Origin of the sequence: Streptococcus sp. 27098_8_134 (genome assembly GCF_041431675.1) — a bacterium.
GTDB classification, from domain to species: Bacteria; Bacillota; Bacilli; order Lactobacillales; family Streptococcaceae; genus Streptococcus; species Streptococcus sanguinis_R.
In genome coordinates this window covers 53740-78687 of record NZ_JAPVYD010000003.1, presented here as the reverse complement: position 1 = coordinate 78687, position 24948 = coordinate 53740, and the positions used below count along the sequence as shown (strand labels likewise).

Sequence of the window (24948 nt, the reverse complement as noted above, 5' to 3'; positions counted from 1 at the left end):
TCATTCATCAACGATTCACATATCGGCCTTGTCCCAACCAGAGCAGAGCCCTAAACTCAAAACAATTACCCGAAGAGAAACTGACAAAGAAAGAGGAAAAACATGGCCTTTCGTATTTTTCAAGCCTATTTAGATGACGAAAACATCATCACCATCGAACTGGAAAAGAGCTTTGATGCCTATTCCATCCACTTTACACTGGAAGACAAGCACAGCTCCAGCCCTTTAACCATCAAAAACATCAACAATCAGGAAGAGCGGATTATCTATACCGTGTCGGCTAATGAGCCCATTGACCTGACGCAATCCTACAAGGTCTATGACCAAGACCGCAACCATACTGACCTGCAGTACCGCCATATCGTGAAAAAGCCTATTTTCGATGAGATTTTTGATTATGCAGGCGACGATTTAGGAGCTCAATACAGTCCCCAAGCCACCGATTTCAGACTCTGGGCACCTATTTCCGAAAAAGTCCTCCTGCATCTGAAAGACCAGGTTCACCATCTCAAACGTCTGGATAGGGGAGTCTGGCATACTCGGATTGAAGGAGATTTAGAGGGAGCCTCCTATTCTTATCTCCATAAGATCAATGGCAAGTGGATTGAAGTCCATGATCCCTACGCCCTATCCTCAGATGTCAATTCGGGCAACAGCTATGTCATTGATTTAGAAAAGATTAAAAAGCCTATCAAACGAGCAAAAACACAGCTGAATCCGACAGAAGCCGTCATTTATGAAATGAGCGTCCGCGATTTTTCTATGCAGAAAGAAGCTGGTTTCTCCTATCCTGGGAAGTTTGCCTCGCTGAGCGAATCTCCAGTCGTTCACGGTCAGAAGTTTGGTCTGGACTATCTGAAAGAGCTAGGTATCAGCCACGTGCAGCTTCTGCCTGTCTACGATTTTGGCAGCGTTGATGAAAAGCATCCTGAGCTCGTCTACAACTGGGGCTACGATCCTGTCCAGTACAATGTCCCAGACGGCAGTTTTGCCAGCGACCCACGAGACCCCTATGCCCGTATCATAGAGCTACAGGCGGCCATTACTGCCTTCCACAATGCTGATCTCAGCGTCATCATGGACGTGGTCTACAATCATGTCTATGATGCCAACAGCTATGCTTTTGAAAAAATTGTGCCCGGCTATTTTTTCCGACTCAATGACATGGGCTACCGGACCAACGGGACTTTCTGCGGCAATGATGTAGCCAGTGAGAAGGCCATGGCCCGCCGTTATATCAAGCAATCGGTCAAGCAATGGGTCAGTCTCTATGGCTTTGACGGTTTCCGCTTTGATCTAATGGGGATTTTAGATATCCAAACCATGCAGCAGATAGTCGACGAGCTCAAGGCACTCTATCCTAACATCTATCTCTACGGTGAAGGCTGGCAGATGGACACTGGACTGGCAAGTGAGCGATTGGCCCATCAGTACAATGCTGCCCAACTGCCAGATTATGGATTTTTCAGCGACAATTTCCGCGACAGTCTCAAGCAGACCATCGCCCAAGGCCGGCAAATCGAGAGCAAGACTCCTGCCAGTCAGCTTGAAAACGTCCTGACAGCCAATATCGGTCTAAAAGGCGAGCCCCACTTCACAGCGCCCCAGCAGGCCATTAATTATGTCGAGTGCCATGATAATGCAACAGTTTTTGATTACTTTGATATCGTCAATCCTGCTATCACCCTGCGGGATCGGCTGGCCAATTCGCGGCTGGCCCTCCACCTCGTCCTGCTGGCCCAAGGTGTGCCCTTTATCCATAGCGGTCAGGAATTTTTCCGGACTAAAAATCTGATTGACAACACCTACAATATGCCCGACGAAATCAATAAGCTAGACTGGCTGCGCTCCCTGCATTATACAGAGGACATTGCTTTTGTTAAACAGCTGATTGCCTTTCGCAGGGCACATCCGCTGCTGCATCTAAAGACCAGCACCGCCATCAAGCAAGCCTGTCAGGTCAACTGGCTGACAGACAGTTTATTGGAGTACAAGATTCAAGACAGCAAGGAGAGCATGACTATCGTCATCAACTTTGGCAACCAAGAGGCTGTCTACGAAAACAAAAACAAGCAAAAGCTACACCTCCAATACCCAGCCATTGATGCCCAAAAACCAATCGCACCGCTAGCTGACAGTTACAGCCTAGCTGGCAAACAGTTGATTGTGTTGAAATAGATTATAAAACATCAGCCAATGAATAAGCTGATGTTTTTATTTTTTACAATCCCAAATAATCCTCGACTGCTGCCTGCATTTGGTCTGCAGCGACCGTCGTTTTGTGGCGAACCGGTGCTGTTTCTAAGCCATCCACAGCTGGTGGCAAGGCTACGCCAGAAAGTTCGTGCAGTTGCTTCAAAGCCTCAAAGTCACTGAGTCCTGTTTGATCAGTCACAGCTTCAACGGCTACAACTGGGAATTTATAGGGACTAGCGGTAGACGCGATAACAGTCTTGCGCTGATCCCCTGTCTCTGCCAGATATTTTTGATAGACAGCAGACGCAACGGCAGTATGAGGGTCTTCGATGTAGTCAGATGCTTGATAGACCCGCTTGATTTCAGCAGCTGTCTCTTCTTCTGTCGCATAGTCAGCCGCAAAGAGCTCTAAAATCTCAGCATCAAAGTCCGTCAGTTCATACTGTCCATGCTCATTCAGAGCCGCCATCAAAGCAGCTGTTTTCTCAGCGCTGTTACCAGACAGATGGAAAATCAAACGCTCCAAGTTAGAGGAAACCAGAATATCCATGGACGGACTAGACGTCACCTTAAAGCTCCGCTTCTTGTCATAAACCTGAGTCTTGAAGAAGTCTGTCAGGACATTGTTCTCATTCGATGCACAGATTAGCTTGCCAACTGGCAGACCGATTTGCTTGGCATAGTAGGCCGCCAAGATATTGCCAAAGTTCCCTGTCGGAACGGTAAAGTTGACCTTGTCTCCTGCTGTGATTTCTCCTGTCTTCACCAGCTGAGCATAGGCATAGACATAGTAAACAATCTGCGGCACCAAACGGCCGATATTCATGGAGTTGGCTGATGAAAACTGAAGTTTGTGCTCCAGAAGACGAGCTCGTAGGTCTGTGTCGTTGAACATGTGCTTGACATTGGTCTGGGCATCATCAAAGTTGCCGTCAATGGCCACCACATGCGTATTGGCACCTGTCTGCGTCGTCATTTGCAGCTCTTGGACCTTGCTGACACCGTCTTTCGGATAAAAGACGATAATCTCAGTCCCAGGAACATCCGCAAAACCTGCCATAGCCGCCTTGCCTGTGTCACCAGAAGTCGCTGTCAAAATGACAATTTTGTTTTCCAAACCGTGCTTTTTAGCTGCGGTTGTCATCAGGTGAGGCAAGATGGACAAAGCCATGTCCTTGAAGGCAATGGTCGCTCCGTGGAAAAGCTCTAGATTGTACTGACCATCCAGCTTGACCAAGGGAGCAATAGCCGCATCATCAAACTTGCTGTCGTAGGCATGGTTAATACAGTAGTCCAGCTCTGCTTCAGAAAAATCATCCAAAAAAGCAGACAAAACCAGCTTGGCTACTTCCTGATAAGAAGCGTCTTTGAGCTTGGCAAAGTCCAAATCGACCTGCGGATAGGTAATGGGCGTAAAGAGCCCGCCGTCTGTTGCCAAGCCTTGCAGAATCGCCTGGCTGGCTGTTACTTTATTCTTTTCATCGCGTGTTGATTGATAAACTAAGGTCATTCTCTCTCATCCTTTATCTGTAGTTCGCTTTATTATACCAAAATTTATCAGAAAATTCTCGCTTTTTCACAGAGAATATAAGAAAAAGCCCATTTCTGGGCTTGTGTTCATCTTATTCATTCATAGATACGTGAACGTGGTCGTAATGGTTTTCAGTTACACTGCCACGGTCTGGCATTTGGTTCCAAGTATTAGCTGGTCCATAAATGCTTTCAAATGGTGCATAGAACTGTTGCTGCCAGATAACGTAAGAGATTCCTCTTTCAGTCATGTTAGAAGTAACATCGGCTGCGACTTGGTTTCCTAATTCAGTATTCTCACCAACGATAAAGTCAGCCGCCAAGCCTTTACCATGGTCACCACTATCACCTGGACGGTAAAGACTAAATTCTGTAATGCCATATTTAGCTGCTATCTCTTCTTTCAGAGCAGCAGTCTGTGGCTGAAGACCTTCATTAGCAGGATTGTTAGTCGTCACGCTAGCAGCATCTGTTACAGCTGGAGCATTGTAAGTTGTTGGCTCAACAGCGGCAGTTGCTTGACTGACTTGGTCTTGGCCTAATTCAGTAGCTTCTGGAGCCGCCTCTGCTGGAGCTTCTGAACTTGCAGCAACTGCTGGCTGCGGTGCTGCCTCTACAGGATCGGCTGCATTTGCTTCCGCAGCTGGGGCTGCTTCACTTGCAACTTCTGCTACTGGGGCAGGAGCTTCTTCAGCAGGCGCTGGTGCTTGGTCTGCTGGAGCTGCAACAGCTTCCTCAACAGCCGGAGCTGGAGTTTCTGCTGTTTGAGCCGGTGCCGCTGGAGCGGCTTGTTCAGTACCAAAAATCTCACTTGCTGTATAATCTTCCGTTACCAAACCTGCATTATTGCCTGCTTGGTAGCTTTGGATTTCTACAGAGGTAATTTCGTTGTGCCCATTTGTTGTAATAGTCAAAACAGTACCTGGGAAAATCAAGTCAGCATTGGCAATTTGGTTGATTTTAGCCAAGTCAACAAGGTCAATGTTCATCGCTTGAGCGATGTTGCCTAAAGTGTCTCCATATTGAACAGTGTACGTTTGTTGATTTTCATTGCTCGTAATATCCGCTTTAATTTGCTCAACTGTTCTGGCAGTCCAGTTTTGTGGCTGCTCCTCAGCTCGCGTTGTCAACAAAGGCAATGCTGACAAAGCAACAGTTGAAGCCAAAAGTAATTTCTTATTCATTTTCATATGCAAAATGCACCTTCCTAATCATTCATGATACGAAAACCATCTTACCATAAATCTTCTAAGAAAAAAGGCTTTTTCGACCTATTTAACAAAACTGTCCGCCCTTTGTAATATGGAGATTTTTTTGTAACATATAAAAACAGGCAACAAGCAAAAGAACCTCGTTTAGAGAGGTTCTGTTTTTCTTTTGGGCTTATTTGAATTTTTTCTACTCTGATAAACTAAACCCGACCTAAGCTCTTGGCAAAAAAGAGAAAATCCCTAGAAGCTATCGCTTCTTCGTCTATTTTTGCTGTGAATATATCTATTCACTCTGGGTTAGCTCAGCTAAATCGAGCTTCGGCTAAAAACTCGGAAAAAAGAGAACTGGCTCGGATTCATCGAATCCATCGTCCAGTTCCTATTTTTCAGTCGTTTTTTAACGCCTCCACATCTTACTTCACCTTCATCATTCGGACGAGGCTGGCCCGTTCGGCTTCTTCCAGCTTCATCTCGATGTAGTAGATGGTTTCTTTGAGGTCAGGGATGGTAGCATATTCTAGTCCGTTGACCCGACGGCGGGTTTTCTCGATTTCATCCGCCATAAGCTGACAGCTTTTCTCAATTTCAGCCAGTCGCAGCAGGTCAGGAAGCAGATCGCTCATACTTTCAATGGTTTCATCCATCTGGCTGTTAGACGCCACATAGCTATAAACCACGTCTCCCTCGTCATCAGTATGCGGATTGTCAATATGGGCGTACATCTTGGGCACGCGCACACTCATGATATTCTCAGTCTCCACATGCAGATTGACCTCCCGCGTGGGCACAGCAAAAATCTCCTCGACCATGAGGTCGCTCTCCAGCGCCTTGGCCATGACAAAGTCCTGCAGGTGGCCAACCAGAGCGGATTCGACCTTTTGGCGGAGCTGATTGTTCTCACGGACAGACTCAATGAAGCGCCGCATCAGCTCATCCCGCTTATCCTTGAGCAGTTTATGCCCACGGACAGCCGTTTTGAGACGGGCTTTTAAGTTATTCAGCTCCATCCGAGTCGGCTTGACATTGAGTCGTGTCATCTTTCTTCCTCCTTGGTCTGCGGCAGGTATTGGTCAATCATATCGTCCTTGATCCGCTTAAGCTCCGTTCTAGGTAAGATGGACAGGAGTTCCCAGCCTAGATCCAAGCTTTCCTCAATGGTTCGATTGGTCTGGAAACCTTGATTGATGTATTCCTGCTCGAAGCGGTCGGTAAAGCGTACATAGAGCTTGTCCGTTTCGGACAGGGCGGATTCCCCCAGAACGACAGCCAGCTCCTTGGCCTGCTTGCCTTGCGCATAGGCGGCGAATAATTGGTTCATAGTTGCGGCATGGTCTCCCCTAGTCTTGCCCTCACCTGAACCCTTGTCCTTGAGACGGGACAGAGATGGCAGGACATTGATAGGCGGACGATAGCCACTGTTGTAAAGGTCGCGCGAAAGGATAATCTGACCTTCCGTAATATAACCTGTCAAGTCTGGAATCGGATGGGTAATGTCATCCTCTGGCATGGACAGGATCGGAATCTGCGTCACAGAGCCTTTCTTGCCGACCAGACGTCCAGCCCGCTCATAAAGGGTGGATAGGTTAGTATAGAGGTAACCCGGATACCCACGGCGGCCCGGCACTTCACGACGAGCTGCGGAAACTTCCCGCAGGGCCTCACAGTAGTTGGTCATGTCAGTCATGATGACCAGAACGTGCATGTCCTTTTCATAAGCCAGGTACTCGGCTGCTGTCAGGGCAATCCGCGGCGTTGCAATCCGCTCGATAGCTGGGTCATTAGCTAGATTGATAAAGAGCACCGAGCGGTCAATGGCTCCCGTCTCCCGGAGGTCATTCATGAAAAACTCGGCTTCTTCAAAGGTAATCCCCATGGCCGCAAAGACCACGGCGAAGTTTTCGTCAGAGTTAAGCACGGTAGCCTGACGGGCGATTTGAGCAGCTAATTCCTTGTGGGGCAGACCAGAGCCAGAAAATACTGGCAATTTTTGTCCCCGAACCAAGGTATTGAGGTGGTCGATGGCTGAAATACCGGTCTGGATAAACTCATCCGGATAGTCGCGAGCTACTGGATTGATGGCTTGACCGTCAATATCCAGATATTTTTCTGGCAAGATAGCTGGGCCGCCATCAATTGGCTTGCCCATGCCATTGAAAATCCGGCCTACCATGTCTTCTGACACTGGCAGCTCTAGCGGACGGCCCGTAAAGCGGACCTTAGCTTTTTCCAGATTGATACCGCTTGATCCCTCAAAAAGCTGGACCATAGCCTTGTCTTCTTGGACTTCCAGAACCTGGCCCTGACGCTTGCTGCCATCATGCAGCTGGATTTCTACCAATTCATTGAAATGCACGCCAGCGACTTGGTCGACAATCATCAGAGGGCCGACAACTTCACTAACGGTGCGGTATTCTTTAATGACGCTCATTGTCTAGTCCTCCTTGGGCAAGAATCTGGTGCAGGGTTTCCTCGATAGTCTGACTGAGGGCTTGAATTTTTTCCAACTGGTCTTCATGGATAAACTTGCTGCGGGCAATTCGGTCACGTAGCTCCACTGTTCCTTCCATGATTTCCCGGAAATAAGCTCCCAGCTCCAAGGCACGATTGGCCTCCGCATCGAAGGTCAGGATATTGCTTAATAAAGCCACCTGTTTTTTGAAAGAAGTATAGGTGTCCACATCATCAAAGGCATTCTGCTGCAGGTAGTCCTCACGAATCATCTTGGCTGCATTCATGGTCAGTCGATCCTTTTCAGACAAGGAATCCAAGCCCACCAAACGCACGATTTCTTGCAGTTCGCTTTCCTTTTGCAGGATATTCATGGCCTTGGTCACCTTTTCTGCCCAAGCAATCTTCTCATGCTGGTCGATATAGGCTCCCACTTCGTCTAGATAGAGCGAGTAAGAGCTCAGCCAGTTGATAGCTGGAAAATGCCGACGTTGAGCCAGCTGGGCATCCAAGCCCCAGAATACCTTGACAATCCGCAGGGTATTTTGCGTCACCGGCTCAGAAATATCTCCACCTGGAGGTGATACGGCCCCGATAGCGGTTATAGAGCCTTCACGCGCAGTTGAACCGAGCGTCTTGACCCGGCCTGCCCTCTCGTAATACTCAGCAATCCGGCTGCCGAGATAGGCTGGATAGCCTTCGTCACCCGGCATTTCTTCCAGACGGCCGGACATTTCCCGCAGGGCTTCTGCCCAGCGAGAGGTAGAGTCCGCCATGATGGCCACGGAGTAGCCCATGTCACGGAAGTATTCTGCGATAGTAATCCCAGTGTAAATTGATGCCTCCCGAGCCGCCACCGGCATATTGGAGGTGTTGGCAATCAGCACCGTCCGCTGCATGATGGACTGGCCAGTTGCTGGGTCAATTAGTTCTGGAAATTCATTGAGTACGTCGGTCATCTCATTGCCACGCTCACCGCAGCCGACATAGATAACGATATCAACATTGGCAAACTTGGCTACTTGGTGCTGAACGACAGTCTTACCGGCTCCGAATGGTCCTGGTACAGCAGCTGCCCCACCCTTGGTCACTGGGAAGAAGGTATCGATGACCCGCTGACCTGTCACCAAAGGCTCAACTGGAATCAGCTTCTGAGCAAAAGGGCGCCCACGACGGACTGGCCATATTTGCATCAGAGTCCCTTTAAAAACAGACCCGTCCGCCTGCTCAATCTCGTAAACAGTTTCTTCAACAGTGAAACTGCCAGCTGAGATATTAGCCAAGCGTCCACTGACGCCGACTGGTACCATGATGCGGTGCTCCACCAGATTGGTCTCCTGCACTGTTCCCAGAATATCGCCTGCCTCAACCGCATCTCCGACAGACAGACTTGGAACGAAATCCCACTTAGCCTCCCGGTCTAGATTTGGCAGTTGGACACCGCGGACGAGGAAGTCGCTCTCCGTGATGGTCTGGAAGCGCTCCAAAGGCCGCTGAATCCCGTCAAACATCTGAGAAATCAGACCTGGACCCAGCTCAACGGACAGAGGACTTCCCGTCGTAATGACCGGCTCTCCCGGCCCCAAGCCAGAAGTTTCCTCATAAACCTGAATAGAAGCTTGGTCCCGCCGCATTTCGATAATTTCACCGATCAGCCCCAAATCGCCAACCCGGCAGATATCCTGAATATTCGCTTCCTGCATCCCTGATGCCAGCACCAGAGGACCAGAAACTTTGATAATCTTTCCTTGACTCACAATCTTCCTCCATTCTTGGGAGATTTTTGTTCCTTCTCAATGAAAATCAAAGCTCAAACTAAGTTAGATACAGACCTAGTTTGAATTTCATTTCCAAAGAGTATTATTGTTACTTTTTATTTTAAAAATCAGATAAGGCTTTTATTTGCTGGCCCTTTTTGTCGAAATTGTCTGGGCTTAGCCATTTTTCTAGACGGCTCTTGACGGCCGGCCAATCCTTGTCAATCATAGACAGCCAGTCAGTATCTCGGTTGCGCCCCTTATAGACTACCGCCTGACGAAACCTGCCTTCATAGGTGAAACCAAGCCGCTCTGCTGCCCGCCTTGACGGCTGATTGAGGGCATCGCATTTCCATTCATAGCGGCGATACTCCAGCTCTTCAAAGACATAGCGTGCCAGCAAGTACTGAGCTTCCGTAGCCAGTCTAGTACGCTTCAGCTTGGGCGAATAGGTCACAGCTCCCACTTCGATAACGCGGTTATTTCGGTCAATCCTCATCAAGGCAAAAGTTCCCAGAGCCTTTCCGCTCTCCTTGTCCACAATCGCATAGTGAAAACGGTCCTGTGCTGCCAGCATCTGATCTAGCTTCTGGGACCATTCTGCCTGACTTTGAGCAGGAGTTTGAAAGAGATAGGTCCACATGTCCGCAGGAGAATCCGGTCCATACACTTCGTATAAATCGGCTCCATGCTTGTCCTTGGACAAACGCTCGATAATAACATACTGACCTTCGATTCGCTCCAGATTAGGCAAGTCCCCCGGCTGAAAATCCGGCAGAGCATCCCCAATGGGCTGACCTAGTTGATTGATTCGCATAAAAACCTCACAATATATCTTGTCCGACAGCCTTTTCGACATTTTCATGAATCCGCGAAAGAGCCAGTCCCGTGCTCCCCTTATGGGTAGGAATGAGCACAAGAGCAGGAATCTCCAGCTGGTCGTAGTAAGCCAGGGTTTCTGGAATATCCGCGGCCATATCCTCCGTCAGATAGATAATGCCGAAATCTTCACGGGCTAGCCGACGCAGGGTATTGACCGTCTCCTGAGCTTCCTTAACCGGAAAGGTCTGAAAACCAATCAGCTTAAACGGGAGAATAGTATCGCGATTCCCCACGACAGCAATCTTGTAGCTAGTCTTGTCCATAAATCGGTCGCATCCTTTCTCTGATAAGCTCTACCGGCAGCTGATTGTCCATACCTGTCAAAATCAGCCGCAGATTCTTGACTTCCAGCTCCTTGCCCAGCAGATAGCGGGCCAGAGGGAGCGGGCCATCTGTCTCAAACTGACCAGCCGCAAGCAACTTAGCCTGCAAGAGGTCCGCTAGATATTCTAACTCTACTGTCGTCAAGGTCTGGTTCCGCATTTTTTCCTCATAGGAGCGCAGATCCAGATCGTAACCACAGGGATTGACCTGGCTAAACCAAGTCAAGAAATCTCCCTGCTCTGCCATGGCAATCCAGTTGGCAGCAGAGAGGCTCCCTTCATCAGACAGGAGCTGCCTCATAAAGCTGCGCGGTTTTCCCAAGTCAACAGCCCGCTTAACGGTGATGGCATTGTAAAAATCAATAGTCAGATTCACCAGCTGCAGCAAGCGGTCATCTTCCAACACCTGTGTCAGGCGCTTGAGATGCTGGAAATAAGCCATGTCCATGCCAATCTCCAGCACGCGCACATCCTGATAATCCTGGTATTCCTGCCAGGTCGCAAGCACCTCGTCCAGCATAAAATCTGGACAATACTCAGCCGAAAAGGCCATGACCAAGTGCTCCAAAACCTCCAGCGAATAGGTCCCCACCGGCATCAACAACCGCTCCAAGGACTGACCTGTCGCCCGACCTTTAAGAAAAACTTTGAGATTGTGGTAGGTGTAGCGGAGCGTAAAAATCTCCACCAGCTCCTTACTAGGACTGATCTCAAGCGCCCAATTATAAACGGAATACAAATGCTTCATCAATACTTGCTCAATGGCATTGAGATCCTTGATAGCTTCAGCATCCATGGAGTAGACCGTTCCCTGCAGAAGAGCCGAACGGCTGGCAGGATCGTCAGCCTGCAGCAACTGATCATATTGCTGGGGCGTCAAAAAGGAAGCCTCCTGTACACTAATGGCTGTATTGACTTGAGAGAAGCTTGTTTCACTCATGGTCCGCCTCCTATTCTGCCTGGTCTTTGAAAATGTCCTGAGCCAGACGGTAGCTTTCCTCCTGCCAGACTGAGTCCAGCAAGTCACGATAGAGATAACTATCATCCACCCGTCCTTGGCTCAGCACAAAGCCTGCCTGACCGGCTATGGACTGGTCTGAAAAGTGTACTTGCGGAAAGGCTTTTTTCAAGTCTTCTAACTGGCTGGAGCTGAATTTCTCAGCTGACAGAGCACCGAAAGCCAGTGTCAATTCTTCCTCTGGGTATTTAGCCAGGACACTCTTTAGAAACTGCTCTTCTTCAGCTGGTGACCAAGCCGCCATCTGAGCATAAGATTCCTCAAAAAGCTCTCTGAGAACCCGCTGCTTGATGACCAGAGTAGACTGGCGCTTTTGATTTTCCAACTGCTGAATATCGCGCTGACTGCGCCGGCTGATTTCTTTCAGTTGCTGCTCTCGCTGTCCAAGCTTTTGCCGAACCAGCTGGGCCTCACGTTCCTTGGCTTCCTGTTCTATTTTCTCAGTAGCCTCGGCCAAAAGCAAACGCCCCTTCTCGTGAGCCTGATCCAAGACAGAAGCTTTGAGATCTGATATGTCAGACATAAAAGCCTCCTTACTTCACATTCAGAACCATGATGAAGGAAACAACGAAGGCCAAGATGGCATAGGTTTCAACCATGGCCGCTAGGATTACCCCTTTCATGACCTCTTCTGGTCGCTTGGCCAAAATCTGAATACCAGCGGTTGCTACTCGACCTTGATGCTTGGCTGAAAAGTAACCAACAATCGCAACTGGCAAAGCGGCTAGAAAATAAGCCACGCCTGATTGCAGAGCCAATTCTGGCTTGATATTAAAGAAGACGGTAATCCCGATAACAAAGCCATAGAGACCTTGGGTACCTGGCAAAAGCTGCAAAATCAAAGCTTGAGCGAATTTTTCCGGCTGTTCTTTCAAGAGGGCTGCTGCTGCCTGACCCGTACTTCCAACACCCAGAGCTGAGCCCATTCCGCTGAGAAAGACCGCCAAAGCTACTCCCAGACCTGCAAAAAAGGCGCCGCCATAAGTTCCAAAATATGATGCTAAATGTTCCATGATTTACTCCTATGAAAATGCTGTAATTGTCGTAAAACCAACAGCTAGTTGAATGAATGTTGCTTGTTTTGATGTTTTAGAAAGTGTTTTTATAAAGACGAGTTTCTCATCTCTTACCCTAGTTCCTAATCTTTATTTCTTGCTTTGCTGGACGTATTTCTCACTAGGCTTGAGCGGAGTGAAAGGCTTGCCGCCACCATCGTAAAATTTCCCGAAGAATTCCACGAAAATCAAACGCGCTCCGTGCACATAACCGGACAGAAAAGATAGAAACATATTGACCAAATGCAGGGCAATAAAGAGCAGAATGCCAATGCTAAAGCGAGCGACAGGTGGAAAGAGGCTGACAATCAAGTTAAAAGCCGAGCCAATGCTGGCCCCAGAAAGTCCCAGAGCCATCAGCCGTGTAAAGCTGACAAGGTCTCCTACATAGCCGCTAACATTGTAGAGATTAAAGAGACCTGACCCCAATCCTGCCAAGCTCTTAGTACTGACAATGGATACTGCCAGTATACCCAGAGCATTGATGATGGCCAGCCACTGACCAATCGTTGCTGCAAAGGCCAAGGATGGGAAGAAATTTCCCAAGGCCAAGAGTAGCAGCCCCAGCAAAATCAGCACCCAAGCAAAGCCTGTATTATAAGCTTCTGCATAATCCTTGAGGCGGATATTTTTCAGACCGCTGAGGAAAAGGCCCGCCAGCACTGTAACAAAGCCAAAGACAACAGAAATAACCAGAATCGTCATGGCGTCTGAGCTGGTGCTAATCAGAGCAAAGGGCAGTTCAAATCCAAAGAAAGAGCCATAAACCAGTCCCCAGATGATGACTGCCACACCCAGCAGGCGGAAGAATCGCAGATTCTTAGCCAATCCCGGCTTGACATGCAAGAAGTGCAGCGCCAGGCTGGTGCCCACAAAGAGCAAAAGGCCGTAGCCAATGTCGGCAACCATCATGCCAAAGAATACAAAATAAAATAGAGAAACGACAGGGGTTGGATCCTTATCACCATACTTAGGCAGGGAATACATCTCCGTCACTAGCTCGAAGGGCTCCACCAAGGCATTGTTTTTAAGCTTGGTCGGAACCTTATCTTCCTCGTCCTCTCGGATTTCTCTGGTCTGGATGAGAATGCTCTGGCCAAACTGCTCTGTCAAGCAAGCCTCAAGAGCTTGAACTTGATTACTTTCGATCCAGCCTTCCAAGGCTGCTAGATTTTGCGTGCTGGCTAACTGATTCTTACTTTCTTGACGAGAGGAGAGATTGCAGAGATAGTCCAGCTGAACCTTGAGCTGATCCAACTCGTTCTTAGAAGCTGCCAGACTCTTAGTCATAGCATCTGCCACCGCCTCCTGCTGTCGAATATTTGCCTTAAGCTGGGCTAACCGCTCAACAGGCAGTTCCGCGTGGTCATACTCAAAAGGCTTAAAGCCATACTCTTTCAAGATTTTGCGAACATCTTCCAGAGAGCCTGTCTTGTAAAAAATAAGAACCCCATGCTCCGTATCATCGGTAAAGACTTCCTGAAACTTCAGGTCAGGATGTGCTCCCAGAGCCAAGCGCAGAGCATCGTCGTCTGTATTGGGAATTGTCCCGATCAACGCTCCCAGATGACTGAAAGTCGCAGCTGCTTGCGGTGTTAGCTCCAACGGCTCCCACTTCTCCAGCGCAGCCACTTCCAAGCAGTCAGCTTCTATCTGAGCTTTGGCTTCTTGCAAGACCTTGAGCTGTTTGCTGATTCCTTCTAACAGCGCCACCTCATCACGAGCCTTCCCTGCCTGCTCTAAAGCAGCAAAGGATAATTCCAAAGGTTCTTCTTTTAAGGCTTCCAGCAGTTTCTTTTTGGACATAAAAGGCTCCAGCTCTGCAATCAGTCTCTCGAGCTTTTCCTGACGACTGAGCAAATCCTGCTGAGATAACTGCTGATCCGGCTGGCCGACTAAAGCCTGCTCAAAGGCTGCCTGCCAGTCCTCTTCCTGCCGCAAGTCATGAATCTGAACCGACTCTAAACCCTGTAGGTAAAAGAGAAGCTGATCCAGCAGTTCCTTGGGCAGGAGCAGAGACAACTGCCGCATTTGACTAATGGCCATAGGCTTCTACCACCTTCTCTACAATGGCTCGCGCCAAGTCTGCTTTTTTATCCGTCAGCGCAGCCTCAACCTTGTCCTCATTTTGCTGGGTTGTCTGCTCCAGTTCTTGCTGCAGGAGCACCAACTTTTGCTGGGAACTAGCGGTTAATTCCTCTGCCAGCTTCTGCGTTTCATCGTCATAGGTCAGCCCCAGCTGCCTGAGATTTTCATCTACCTGCTGCCGCAGCTCCTGAGCCTGCGTCCTGTAGCCCATCAAAACTTCTTCTGCAGCAGTTTCAATTTCCTGCATTTTTTCAAGTGTTTCATTGGCCATCTATTCACCCCCTCGTTTTCAAAAACCTTCGAAAACGGATTTTAAAATCTGCATTCCTGGCTGACTGTCGAACCATCTGGCAAACTCATCTTCTGGAATACAGCTTCGTACTTGCATAAATTATAACATATTCTTTCTGAAAACATCTTTTTCAAACAGAGTTTTTCTCCTGATTGAGAAAATGTCGAACAGCGCCTAATCGCCCGGCTTCATTCCCTAGGACTGCCGCCACCAAGTTTTTAGGCAAAAAGCGCGAATCTACTACTTGCTGCTTCATCAGACTTTCAAGACGTGGCAGAATAAGCTCAGAACGAGCTAATATGCCGCCACCGACAATCAACACCTCTGGATTTAGAATATAGGACAGGGTTAAAAGACCTTTAGCTAGGCGACCCAAGAATATATCAAGTGTTTCCTGCGCCAGCTTATCTCCTTGGTCTACCGCCGCAAAAAAGCTACGCCCAGTATGGCCTTGCTCACCTGTCTTTTGGCTGTATAATGCTAACAAGGCACTTGTTGAGGCCAAGGATTGCCAGTCCTGTCCATCTTCCATGGGCAGATAGCCTACCTCACCAGCAGTATAAGTGGATCCATTGACAATTTTTCCATCATAGATAATGCCGCCGCCAATGCCTGTACCGACAGTAATCATAACTGCAGAAGCATGACCTTTGGCAGCGCCTAGCCAAGCTTCACCAAGAGCAGCACAATTAACATCATTTTCAATCGCAATCGGTAAACCAAATTCTTTTAAAATCCGACTACGGAAATCTGTCCCAATATAGCCTGGAATGGTATAGCCTGCGTAACTAATTTTCCCTGCTTGACTGTCAACTACACCAGCAGATGAAATCGCTACTCCATCTAGCTCAAACTTCTCCTTATAAAATGCTATTAGCTGGCAAACCTGCTCTAAAATCTGATTCGTTTTCTTTTCAAAGTCAATCTCAGTGGCGACTTCTCGAAATTGATTTAGACTACGTCCATCAGACTGATAGAGATCTGCTTTAATCGTTGTCCCACCGATATCTATTCCAACAATATTCACGATTCATGCTCCTTCTCTTCTTGATTTTCTTCTAAAGCTGAAAGTGTATTTGTAAAGATTTGGCTGCGATGATCTCGGTCTAAATCCATATAATAGGCATAGAAAATGTCCATCACAACTAAAACCGGAAACTGAGGAGAGATATTATTGCCCTGTGCCAAGTGCTTCTTGACAGCTACTAGGACCAGTTCATCACACTGCTGCCTCAAGTCGTCGCTGTTATTGGAAGTTACCAGCACAGTCTTGGCTCCGACTTTTTTGGCATTCTGAATAGCCTGCGTGATAATTTTAGTCTCGCCAGATATGGAAATGCCAATAACCAGACAGTCCGGATCCAGCATGACTCTATTCACCCGAATCATATGGTCGTCCGTAATGGCCTTACAAACCATTCCCAACCGCATGAAGCGAAACTCCATTTCCCGAGCCACTAAGCCTGAACTCCCCTGCCCGTAGATATAGACTCGACCAGCATTGTTGAGCATATCCCCCACGCGCAGGAACTGTTCTTCGTCAATCAAGGAAAAAGTCTTATTGAGCAATTCGCCATAATCAGACAAGACATTTCTCGTCAAATCCCTACTGACATTTTTACTTTCTGAGCTGGATTCCTGAAATTCAAAGATAAACTGCCGGTAGCCTGAAAAGCCACATTTTTTGGCGAAGCGAGTCAGAGAAGGCACAGAGACATAGAGCTTCTGAGACACCGCCTGAGCCGATAGATCAGCTGTCAGTGCCTCATCAGACAGAAAATAATCTGCAATCTTCTTTTCCAGGTGTGTCAGACTGCCGTATACAGACTCAATCACTGGCAGAATGTTTTTTTCCAAAGAAAGCATCAGACATTTTCCTCCTGCAACTATTTTCTTTATTGTACCACTTTCTAAAAAGTAATTCCAACGCTTGCTGGCTCAGTCTCCCTTAGAGACTTGCAGCAAAAAACAAAGCTCAAAACTGACTAAAAAAGCTGGGGCAGCATGTTAAGAACAATCTGTCTTTCTCATCCCGCCCGCAGCCTTTTATACAATTTTTACTTTAAAGACAACCTTACGGATGGGGTCGGCTTCTTCAGCGATCAGTCCAGTCTTATGGGCGTCATTAGGATCCAGCAAGAGCAAGCTGCCAGGAGTCAATATCAGGTCAAACAAGGCTTGGCCGGACATCTGCTGCCAGTCTCCCTCCGCATCATAATCCCCTTCTTCCATATTGGACAAAAAGTTATAGTGGATGCGCTCCCGTCCTTCAAAAATCAGATGCACATCGTAAAATTCCCTATGACTTTCCCAGACCCGTTCATCGTCGGTCGTAGTCGTCATTTCAATAACATTGTAAAAGAAATCATCAGACACAGGGTGATTGCCCTTTTCATCTTGGCTGACATCATGTGTCTGTAAAAATTCTAAGACTTTTTTTAAGGCAGGATGCTGAATGTCTCTCTCAACAGCTGCTCCTTTATATTGAACTAGTTCCATTAGTGCCTTACCTCCCATGATTTATCTGCATGAATACTTGCAATATCGTAAACTGTTGTATTCTCTGGCGCAGCCTTGCCGCCAGTTAAGACGGAAACCACATAGCCTACAATCAAGGAAACAACAATTGAAATCAATGAATAAGCCCAGATACTCACCGCTTCTGCTGGCAGAGCGTACTTGATGACTAACAAGACAATACTAGAAGCAATCATAGCCGCATAAGCTCCCTTGAGGTTGGCACGCTTGGTGAAGATTCCCAGAATAAAGATTCCACCCAAGACACCTAGTACCAAGCCCATAAAGCCATTAAACCAAACATAGGCCGATGTAATGCCTGTATGAGCCATCACGATTGAAACTACGGTAGAGAAGACTCCTACACCTAGAGAAACATATTGAGCAATTTTTGTTCGCTTCTTGTCATCCAGATTCCTGGATACAACATCTTGAATATCCAGAGTCCAAGAAGTCGCTACAGAATTAAGACCCGTAGAAATAGTAGACTGAGCCGCCGCATAAATGGCTGCAATCAGAACACCGGTCACTCCAACTGGAAGACCATAGGCGATAAAGTAAGTGAAGATCTGGTCTTGAGGAATAGAGCTGCCCTCACTGCCTGGATGCTGTACTTGATAATAGACGTATAAACCTGTACCAATCAGATAAAAGACAGAAGCGATAAAGATTGACAAAACTCCATTCGTAAACATCATTTTATTGAGTTTCTTCACATTCTGAGTTGTCGTAAAGCGCTGAACGATATCTTGCGAAGATACATAAGAGGACAGGGTATTGATACCAGATCCCAAGATAATTAGGAAAATAGAATCTTTCAGCAAGTTAGGATTGAAAATAGTTTCATTTCCTGAGATAAATTTACCGCTGGCCAGCTCACTAGCAATATCGCCAAAGCCACCCTTGAGATTAGCAATCAGGAAGAAAAGCCCTATAACTGTACCAATCAAGAGTACTGAACCTTGGATAAAGTCTGTCCACAGAACTGACTTGACACCACCGGTATAGGAGTAAACAATGGCAATCGCACCCATCGCGATAATCAAGATATTGACATCAATCTTCGTCAGAGTAGCCAGAGCCACTGAAGGTAGATACATAATGATGGACATGCGGCCGATTTGATAGATGATGAAGAAGACAGCTGACAAAGCTCGCAAGGCCTTAGAACCAAAACGTTTTTGCAGGTAGTCATAGGCTGTATCAATATCTAGACGTGCATAAATCGGCAAGAAGAAACGAATAGCCACAGGAATGGCAAAAATCATACCCAACTGGGCAAACCAGAGCAGCCAAGTCCCTGCATAAGAGTTCCCCGCCAGTGTCATAAAGGAAATCGGACTTAGCAATGTAGCAAAAATGGAAACAGATGTTACATACCAAGGCACCGTTCCATCACCTTTAAAGAACTCTTTACCCTGCATCTCCTTTTTCGAGAACAGCAAACCTGCTACCAGAACAACTAGTAAATACACAATCAGGATAATCATATCGATTGTGGTAAAACCAACATTTCCCATAGAATTTCTCCATTATTATTCATCTCCAGAGCGTGGGGTGGGCAGGCTTAGACTGCCCTAGACTCTGGTGTCACACTCTTTATATTACAAGAAGTCTTCTCTTACCTGCTTAATCATAGCAGCCGCTTCTTTGGCAATCGCATAGTCTCCCTCAGATAGAGGCTCTAACGGTGCTCGAACAGAACCAATATCCAAGTCCTCATTGAGACGAAGAATTTCTTTCATAACAGCATAGAGATTTGCGCGACCGCTGACCATCTTGTAAATCACACTATTAATCGCATGTTGCAGTTCTTTAGCACGATCCAGATCTTTGTCAATGATGAGTTGGTTGAGCTTCAGGAAGAGATCCGGCATCACAGCATAGGTTCCACCAATTCCGGCCTTAGCACCAATAACTCGACCGCTGATAAACTGTTCATCTGGACCATTAAAGACAATATGATCTTCCCCACCTTCTGCGACAAAGATTTGAATATCTTGAGTCGGCATAGAAGAGTTTTTAACCCCAATAACTCGTGGATTTTTACGCATTTCTGCATAGAGTGCTGGTGTCAGAGTCGTTCCAGACAGCTGCGGAATATTGTAGATGACAAAGTCAGTATTCGGAGCCGCTGCACTCATATCGTTCCAGTACTTAGCGATAGAATAGTCCGGCAAACGGAAGTAAATAGGAGGAATAGCAGCGATAGCATCAACACCCAAACTTTCAGCATGCTTAGCCAGTTCCACACTGTCCTTAGTGTTGTTGCAAGCCACATGAGCGATAACTGTCAGTTTGCCCTTAGCCACTTCCATGACATTTTCCAAAATTAATTTCCGGTCTGCTACACTGAGGTAAATACACTCACCAGAAGAACCATTAACATAGACACCCTTAACTCCCTTATCAATAAAGTACTGAGTCAAAGCACGAACACGTTCTGAGCTTACTTCTCCTGCTTCATCATAACAAGCATAAAAAGCCGGAATGACACCTTCATATTTTTCTAATTTTGACATATTCTTCCTCTTTTCTATTCTTTTGTTGCGTCTGCAAACTTCCTTGTAATCAGCTGCGGCCGTGTAATGGCAGATCCTACTACCACACTAAAGGCTCCCAGCTCTAGAACTCTTTTCACCTTTTCAGGACTATCAATATTCCCCTCAGCAATCAGAGGGTGCTGAATCTCAGCTAAAGCTTTTCGGATGATTTCAAAGTCATTGGCTTCAATCTTATCTCCTTCGCTCTGACTAGTATAGCCCACCAAGGTTGTTCCGATAAAATCAAATCCCATTCGATCAGCTTCCAGCATCTCGTCAAGAGTTGAACAATCAGCCATCAAAAGCTGCTGAGGATATTTTTCTTTCACTTTCTGGAAAAATGCTTTTAAACTCTCTCCTTGAGGTCTGCTGGAATTTGTCGCATCTAAAGCGATAATCTCCGGATGGGCTTCCATCAGCTCATCCACTTCCGCTATAGTTGGTGTAATAAAAGCTTGGGCATCTGGATAATCTCTCTTGATAATCCCAATTACTGGCAAATCCACCGCTTCTTTAATAGCCTTGATGTCTATAACCGAGTTAGCCCGAATTCCGCTAGCACCTCCTTCTTTGGCCGCCACTGCCATACGAGCCATGATAAAGTCGCTATGTAATGGTTCGTTTGGTAGAGCCTGACACGACACAATTAACTTATGTCTCAACTCTTCCATTTGATTCCTATCCTCCTTACTCATTTATTGTAAGCCTTTACATTTATTATCTTAACATTTATTGCAATTAGTTTCAATATAATTTTACTTTTAGAAAGTACTTTCCTTTTGGGTATTACTTTTTAACTCAGTTTGAAACTTATACAGACGAATATAGCTAAAATATTTATTTTTTCGTGGCTGTTCCAATATTTTTCTACAACTAAAAAGAACTAGGCGAATGCCTAGTCCCAGGGGGAAGCAGTTTTGTAGACTTCCAGTCTTAAAGGAATCAAAGCTAACAAACACTAAGCTCAACTAGCTTATTTAAAACCCAAATTTGAAGTTTAAATCAGCAGAATGCGAATTAGCAAACCTCTGCCACTTGTTTATCCCAAAAGGTATCAAAATCGTCGGGCATTTCATCTCTTCCGCGATAGTCTAACATTTCTTTAAGTACAGTAGGGTTTTTCATGTCTTATTCTCCCAACGATTCTTGAAACCTCTTTCATCGTACCATAGAAAGAGGAAAATTTCAATAGGTTAATATATAGATTTTCTGTTTTTTCTGAAATTTTACCGATTCACCTCCTAAGAACCTAAATGAAGCAGAAGCAGTAAATAGAACAAACTAAATCCTATGTTTAGGCCAGCTCCGTTAAGGTAGGGGCGTCCGATTCTCAGCTTTTCTACCAGTAAGATAGTCAACAGACTGAGAGGTAAAGGAGTCAGCAGCCCCAGATAAGCAGGCAATATTGTCTGACCGGTAACTATTAGCAGTGAGTAAACGAGCCAGCCTAGACCGGTCAGGGCGATAGCTGTTCGCCAGGTTATATCTAGAAAGAGGACTGCTTCATTGATAAGCTCGCTGTCTTCGTCTGAGCAGACCTGTCCGTTGCTTCGTTTATAAGCCTTTTTGCTGATGATCCCAACGTAGTAAAAGGCCACATGTGCCACCGGCGACAGAGCAAATCCAATTCCTAACAAGGCTATTGACAGATAGGCCCACAAGCCCTTATTTGTCAAACCAAAGAGAGCATAAAGCGAGACTAATATAAGAGGGATTGAGAAGTTAGCCACCAGAGCGCCCAGACGCAGCCGACCGACAGAGCCAGACAGCATCAGCATAGCCAGCTTCTTATTGCCAATCCGACTCTGATCCGTAAAAGAGGCATAGTTTTCCTTGTCTACCTCAAAGCCAACCAGCAGAATATCCCCCAATAACCAGCAAAGACCACTCAGCAGCCCAGCCCACAAAGATAAAAAAATCACATTGCTCTCCTTTTTTCCATTGTCCCCTTATCTTAGCACAAAAGTTCACTCAACCACAAGTAGTTAGAAGGTTTACGTCTTTTTACCCCAGCAAGCTCCTTCCGTTAAGAAACCTAGCGCTCACGTCGCTCCGCTCCTCAGCATCAATGTCTCTAAGCTTGGCTTCGACCAATGGTCTTGCCTCGCTAAGACACATAGAAAAATCCCCCACCAAAGGGTAGGGGATGACCGACAGACTGTCTTATTTTTTATTGAGGAAGCTACTCGCTTATTTGCGGCGTCCTGGGCGTTCCTTGTAGCCATAGTAAGCGTCTTCGATGATTTCCTGCATGTGGTCAACCATTGGAAGACGTGGGTTGGCTGGAGAACATTGGTCTTCATAGGCAAGGAAGGCCAATTCGCGTGAATGTTCTTTCCATTCTTTTTCGTCAATACCTTGAGCCTTGAAGTTCATTTCGATACCGACACGTTCTCCCAGTTCATAAACAGCTTTCGCAAATGATTCAACACCTTCTTCTGGAGTAGATGCTGGCAAGCCGAGTATGCGAGCGATGTCTTGGTATTTCTCATCCGCACGGTAGTAGTTGTACTTAGGCCATGTCGCTGTCTTAGCTGGACGTGTACCGTTGTAGCGGATTACGTATGGCAGCAAGATCGCATTGGTACGACCGTGGATTGTGTGGAACTGAGCACCAATCTTATGGGCCATAGAGTGGGAAATTCCCAGGAAGGCATTGGCAAAGGCCATACCAGCGATAGTAGAGGCGTTGTGCATCTTTTCGCGAGAGTGGAAGTCTGCGTTCTTAACAGAGCTTTCCAGGTTTTCAAAGACTAGTTTGATCGCTTGGAGAGCCAAACCATCCGTAAAGTCGCTTGCCATCTGAGATACATAAGCTTCTGTTGCGTGAGTCAGCACGTCCATACCAGTGTCTGCTGCGACAAATCCTGGAACAGTCAGTACCAGAGCTGGGTCTACGATGGCTACAGTTGGAGTCAGAGAGTAGTCAGCGATTGGGTACTTGCGGTTGTTAGCCTTATCAGAGATAACGGCAAACGGTGTTACTTCTGAACCTGTACCAGATGTTGTAGGGATTGCGATAAACTTAGTCTTCTTACCAAGCAATGGGAATTTGAAGGCACGTTTACGGATATCCATGAATTTTTGAACAAGGTCACGGAAATCCACTTCTGGTTGCTCATAGAAGAGCCACATGACTTTAGCTGCGTCCATTGGTGAACCGCCACCAAGCGCGATGATTGTATCAGGTTTGAAGGTACGCATAATCTCTGTACCACGTTCAACGGTTGTGATATCTGGATCTGGTTCTACGTCTGCAAAGATTTGGTAAACAACCTTATTACGACGAAGATCGAGTTGTTCGATGATACGATCTAGGAAACCAAGCTCTACCATAGCATGGTCTGTTACAATCATGACACGTTCCACATCGCGACATTTTTGCAGGTATTGGATAGAGTCACGCTCGAAGTAAGTTTTTGAAGGGAGTTTCATCCATTGCATATTATTTCTACGTCTTCCTACTTTTTTGATGTTCAAGAGATTCACAGCACTAACGTTATCACCAACTGAGTTGCGACCATAAGATCCACAGCCCAGAGTCAGTGATGGCAGGAAGGCATTATAAACATCCCCGATACCGCCGAAAGTAGAAGGTGAGTTGCAAATAACACGGATGGCACGAACAGCCTTACCAAATTCCTTGGTCAATTCTTCATCCGCTGTATGGATAGCAGCTGAGTGACCAAGACCATGGAATTCTACCATTTGACGGGCCTTTTCAACACCGTCTTCACGAGATTCAGACTTGAGAACAGCGATGACAGGTGACAGTTTTTCACGTGTCAATGGCTCCTTTTCACCAACTTCTTTACACTCTGCAGCCAAGATATTCGTATCTTCTGGCACGCTGAAGCCTGCCTGCTCTGCAATCCAAGTAGCTGGCTTACCAACGATATCCGGATTGAGCTTAGCACCGGCACAGTTTTTGCTGTTTGCTTTAGCACCGAAGCAGAATTCTTCCAACAGAGCTTTTTCTTTCTTATTTACAAAGTAGGTATGATAAGATTTGAACTCTGCTACAAATTCATCATAAACTTCCTTGTCAATGATAACCGCTTGCTCAGAAGCACAGACCATACCATTGTCAAAGGACTTAGACATAACGATATCATGCGCTGCTTGACGGATATTAGCGGATTTTTCCACATAAGCTGGTACGTTTCCGGCACCAACCCCAAGAGCTGGCTTACCACATGAATAAGCTGCCTTCACCATTGCGTTACCACCTGTCGCAAGGATTGTTGCGATTCCTTCGTGGTTCATGAGTGCAGAAGTTGCTTCCATAGATGGCGCTGTAATCCACTGTACACAGTTTTCAGGCGCACCTGCTGCAATCGCTGCATCACGCACGATTTGTGCTGCATGAGCAGAAGATTCTTGAGCTGATGGGTGGAAAGCAAAGATGATCGGATTACGAGTCTTCAAGGAAATCAAAGATTTGAAAATCGCTGTTGAAGTCGGGTTGGTTGTTGGAGTAATTCCGCAGACAACACCCACTGGCTCTGCAATCAAGGTCAGTCCAGTCACATCATCTTCTTCAATAACACCAACTGTCTTCGTATGGCGCATATTATTCACAACGTGTTCACAGGCGAAAAGGTTTTTCGTTGCCTTATCTTCAAAAACTCCACGGCCCGTTTCTTCATAAGCGTGCAGAGCCAACTCACCGTGGGCATCCAAAGCTGCTACAGAGGCCTTGGCTACGATGTAGTCCACCTGTTCCTGATTCAGCCTTCTCATTTCCTCGAGTGCAACCAGACCTTTTTGCACCAATTCGTCGACATGCTTTTGCGCTGCCAAAGCCTTGTCTTCTTGTTCTACCGTTTTCTTCTTTTCAGCCATTCTATTCCTCCAATGGTTTTGCCTTAGGTTAGACGAAGAACACTAACCTTTGTTAAATATTTCACAATTCAATTATAACCCATTTAATGATTTTTGTAAACACTTTCACTTAACATTCACAAACTTTTCTCTATTAATTTGTGAAATACATAACAAATTCGCTTATTTTACAGCCTATTCTTTTAGTTATTGTGAAAAAATTTTTTATTTTTTAGAGATTTCACATACTTTTACTTTCACATA

22 protein-coding genes and 1 pseudogene are annotated in these 24948 nt (G+C 46.5%); 1 reads left to right on the top strand and 22 read right to left on the bottom strand.

What is annotated here, in order from left to right:
- The first annotated feature begins 102 nt into the window (after positions 1-102).
- Positions 103-2178: a type I pullulanase gene (gene pulA / locus O3620_RS07715; protein ID WP_371601616.1), complete on the top strand. Its 2076-nt coding sequence runs from the start codon at positions 103-105 to the stop codon at positions 2176-2178.
- Positions 2179-2221: 43 nt separating this feature from the next.
- Here the strand turns inward: pulA and thrC are convergent, their stop codons facing one another.
- From thrC to adhE, 22 genes and pseudogenes are all read right to left on the bottom strand, one after another.
- Positions 2222-3706, bottom strand: coding sequence for a threonine synthase (thrC, locus tag O3620_RS07710; protein WP_371601615.1), 1485 nt, complete (start codon positions 3704-3706; stop codon positions 2222-2224).
- A 112-nt stretch (positions 3707-3818) separates the two neighbouring features.
- Positions 3819-4916, bottom strand: a complete 1098-nt coding sequence (locus O3620_RS07705; protein WP_371601614.1) for a LysM peptidoglycan-binding domain-containing protein — start codon at positions 4914-4916, stop codon at positions 3819-3821.
- 434 nt (positions 4917-5350) lie between these two features.
- A complete protein-coding gene (locus O3620_RS07700; RefSeq protein WP_002902008.1) occupies positions 5351-5974 on the bottom strand; it encodes a V-type ATP synthase subunit D in 624 nt (207 codons plus the stop codon).
- The gene (locus O3620_RS07695; protein ID WP_002902006.1) at positions 5971-7365 is read right to left on the bottom strand and encodes a V-type ATP synthase subunit B; all 1395 of its coding nucleotides are present in this window, start codon (positions 7363-7365) and stop codon (positions 5971-5973) included. The genes O3620_RS07700 and O3620_RS07695 overlap by 4 nt, the downstream gene beginning before the upstream one ends.
- A complete protein-coding gene (locus O3620_RS07690) occupies positions 7352-9142 on the bottom strand; it encodes a V-type ATP synthase subunit A (RefSeq protein ID WP_371601613.1) in 1791 nt (596 codons plus the stop codon). Before O3620_RS07690 ends, O3620_RS07695 begins: the two co-directional genes overlap by 14 nt.
- Before the next feature lie 121 nt (positions 9143-9263).
- Positions 9264-9959, bottom strand: a complete 696-nt coding sequence (locus O3620_RS07685; protein WP_371601612.1) for a GNAT family N-acetyltransferase — start codon at positions 9957-9959, stop codon at positions 9264-9266.
- A gap of 7 nt (positions 9960-9966) precedes the next feature.
- Positions 9967-10287 carry a V-type ATP synthase subunit F gene (locus tag O3620_RS07680; RefSeq protein WP_002894448.1) on the bottom strand — a complete coding sequence of 107 codons (321 nt, stop codon included), beginning with the start codon at positions 10285-10287 and terminating at the stop codon, positions 9967-9969.
- Positions 10274-11287, bottom strand: a complete 1014-nt coding sequence (locus O3620_RS07675) for a V-type ATPase subunit (protein ID WP_371601611.1) — start codon at positions 11285-11287, stop codon at positions 10274-10276. The genes O3620_RS07680 and O3620_RS07675 overlap by 14 nt, the downstream gene beginning before the upstream one ends.
- 10 nt (positions 11288-11297) lie before the next feature.
- The gene (locus O3620_RS07670; RefSeq protein WP_371601610.1) at positions 11298-11888 is read right to left on the bottom strand and encodes a hypothetical protein; all 591 of its coding nucleotides are present in this window, start codon (positions 11886-11888) and stop codon (positions 11298-11300) included.
- Between the two features lie 10 nt (positions 11889-11898).
- Positions 11899-12378 (bottom strand): V-type ATP synthase subunit K, encoded by a 480-nt coding sequence (locus O3620_RS07665; RefSeq protein WP_002898768.1) that lies wholly within the window; start codon positions 12376-12378, stop codon positions 11899-11901.
- Positions 12379-12510: 132 nt separating this feature from the next.
- Complete coding sequence (locus O3620_RS07660) at positions 12511-14466, bottom strand: V-type ATP synthase subunit I (protein ID WP_371601609.1); 1956 nt, start codon at positions 14464-14466, stop codon at positions 12511-12513.
- Positions 14456-14779 (bottom strand): hypothetical protein, encoded by a 324-nt coding sequence (locus O3620_RS07655; RefSeq protein ID WP_227965192.1) that lies wholly within the window; start codon positions 14777-14779, stop codon positions 14456-14458. The genes O3620_RS07660 and O3620_RS07655 overlap by 11 nt, the downstream gene beginning before the upstream one ends.
- A gap of 151 nt (positions 14780-14930) precedes the next feature.
- Complete coding sequence (locus tag O3620_RS07650; RefSeq protein ID WP_371601608.1) at positions 14931-15827, bottom strand: ROK family protein; 897 nt, start codon at positions 15825-15827, stop codon at positions 14931-14933.
- Entirely contained in the window at positions 15824-16666 is an 843-nt protein-coding gene (locus tag O3620_RS07645; RefSeq protein WP_371601607.1) for a MurR/RpiR family transcriptional regulator, read from the bottom strand. The genes O3620_RS07650 and O3620_RS07645 overlap by 4 nt, the downstream gene beginning before the upstream one ends.
- A 180-nt stretch (positions 16667-16846) precedes the next feature.
- Positions 16847-17299, bottom strand: coding sequence for a YhcH/YjgK/YiaL family protein (locus O3620_RS07640; protein WP_371601606.1), 453 nt, complete (start codon positions 17297-17299; stop codon positions 16847-16849).
- Positions 17299-18837 (bottom strand): sodium:solute symporter, encoded by a 1539-nt coding sequence (locus tag O3620_RS07635; RefSeq protein ID WP_371601605.1) that lies wholly within the window; start codon positions 18835-18837, stop codon positions 17299-17301. Before O3620_RS07635 ends, O3620_RS07640 begins: the two co-directional genes overlap by 1 nt.
- Before the next feature lie 84 nt (positions 18838-18921).
- Positions 18922-19839, bottom strand: a complete 918-nt coding sequence (locus O3620_RS07630; protein ID WP_002901989.1) for a dihydrodipicolinate synthase family protein — start codon at positions 19837-19839, stop codon at positions 18922-18924.
- A 14-nt stretch (positions 19840-19853) separates the two neighbouring features.
- Positions 19854-20555 (bottom strand): N-acetylmannosamine-6-phosphate 2-epimerase, encoded by a 702-nt coding sequence (locus tag O3620_RS07625; RefSeq protein ID WP_002901987.1) that lies wholly within the window; start codon positions 20553-20555, stop codon positions 19854-19856.
- 322 nt (positions 20556-20877) lie between these two features.
- Positions 20878-20985 (bottom strand): acetylxylan esterase, encoded by a 108-nt coding sequence (locus O3620_RS07620; RefSeq protein WP_371601604.1) that lies wholly within the window; start codon positions 20983-20985, stop codon positions 20878-20880.
- Between the two features lie 116 nt (positions 20986-21101).
- A complete protein-coding gene (locus O3620_RS07615; RefSeq protein WP_371601603.1) occupies positions 21102-21782 on the bottom strand; it encodes a DUF6796 family protein in 681 nt (226 codons plus the stop codon).
- Positions 21783-21864: 82 nt separating this feature from the next.
- A pseudogene (locus tag O3620_RS07610) lies at positions 21865-21969 on the bottom strand (shikimate dehydrogenase); the annotation flags it as partial.
- A gap of 81 nt (positions 21970-22050) precedes the next feature.
- Complete coding sequence (gene adhE, locus O3620_RS07605; protein ID WP_371601602.1) at positions 22051-24705, bottom strand: bifunctional acetaldehyde-CoA/alcohol dehydrogenase; 2655 nt, start codon at positions 24703-24705, stop codon at positions 22051-22053.
- Positions 24706-24948 lie beyond the last annotated feature (243 nt).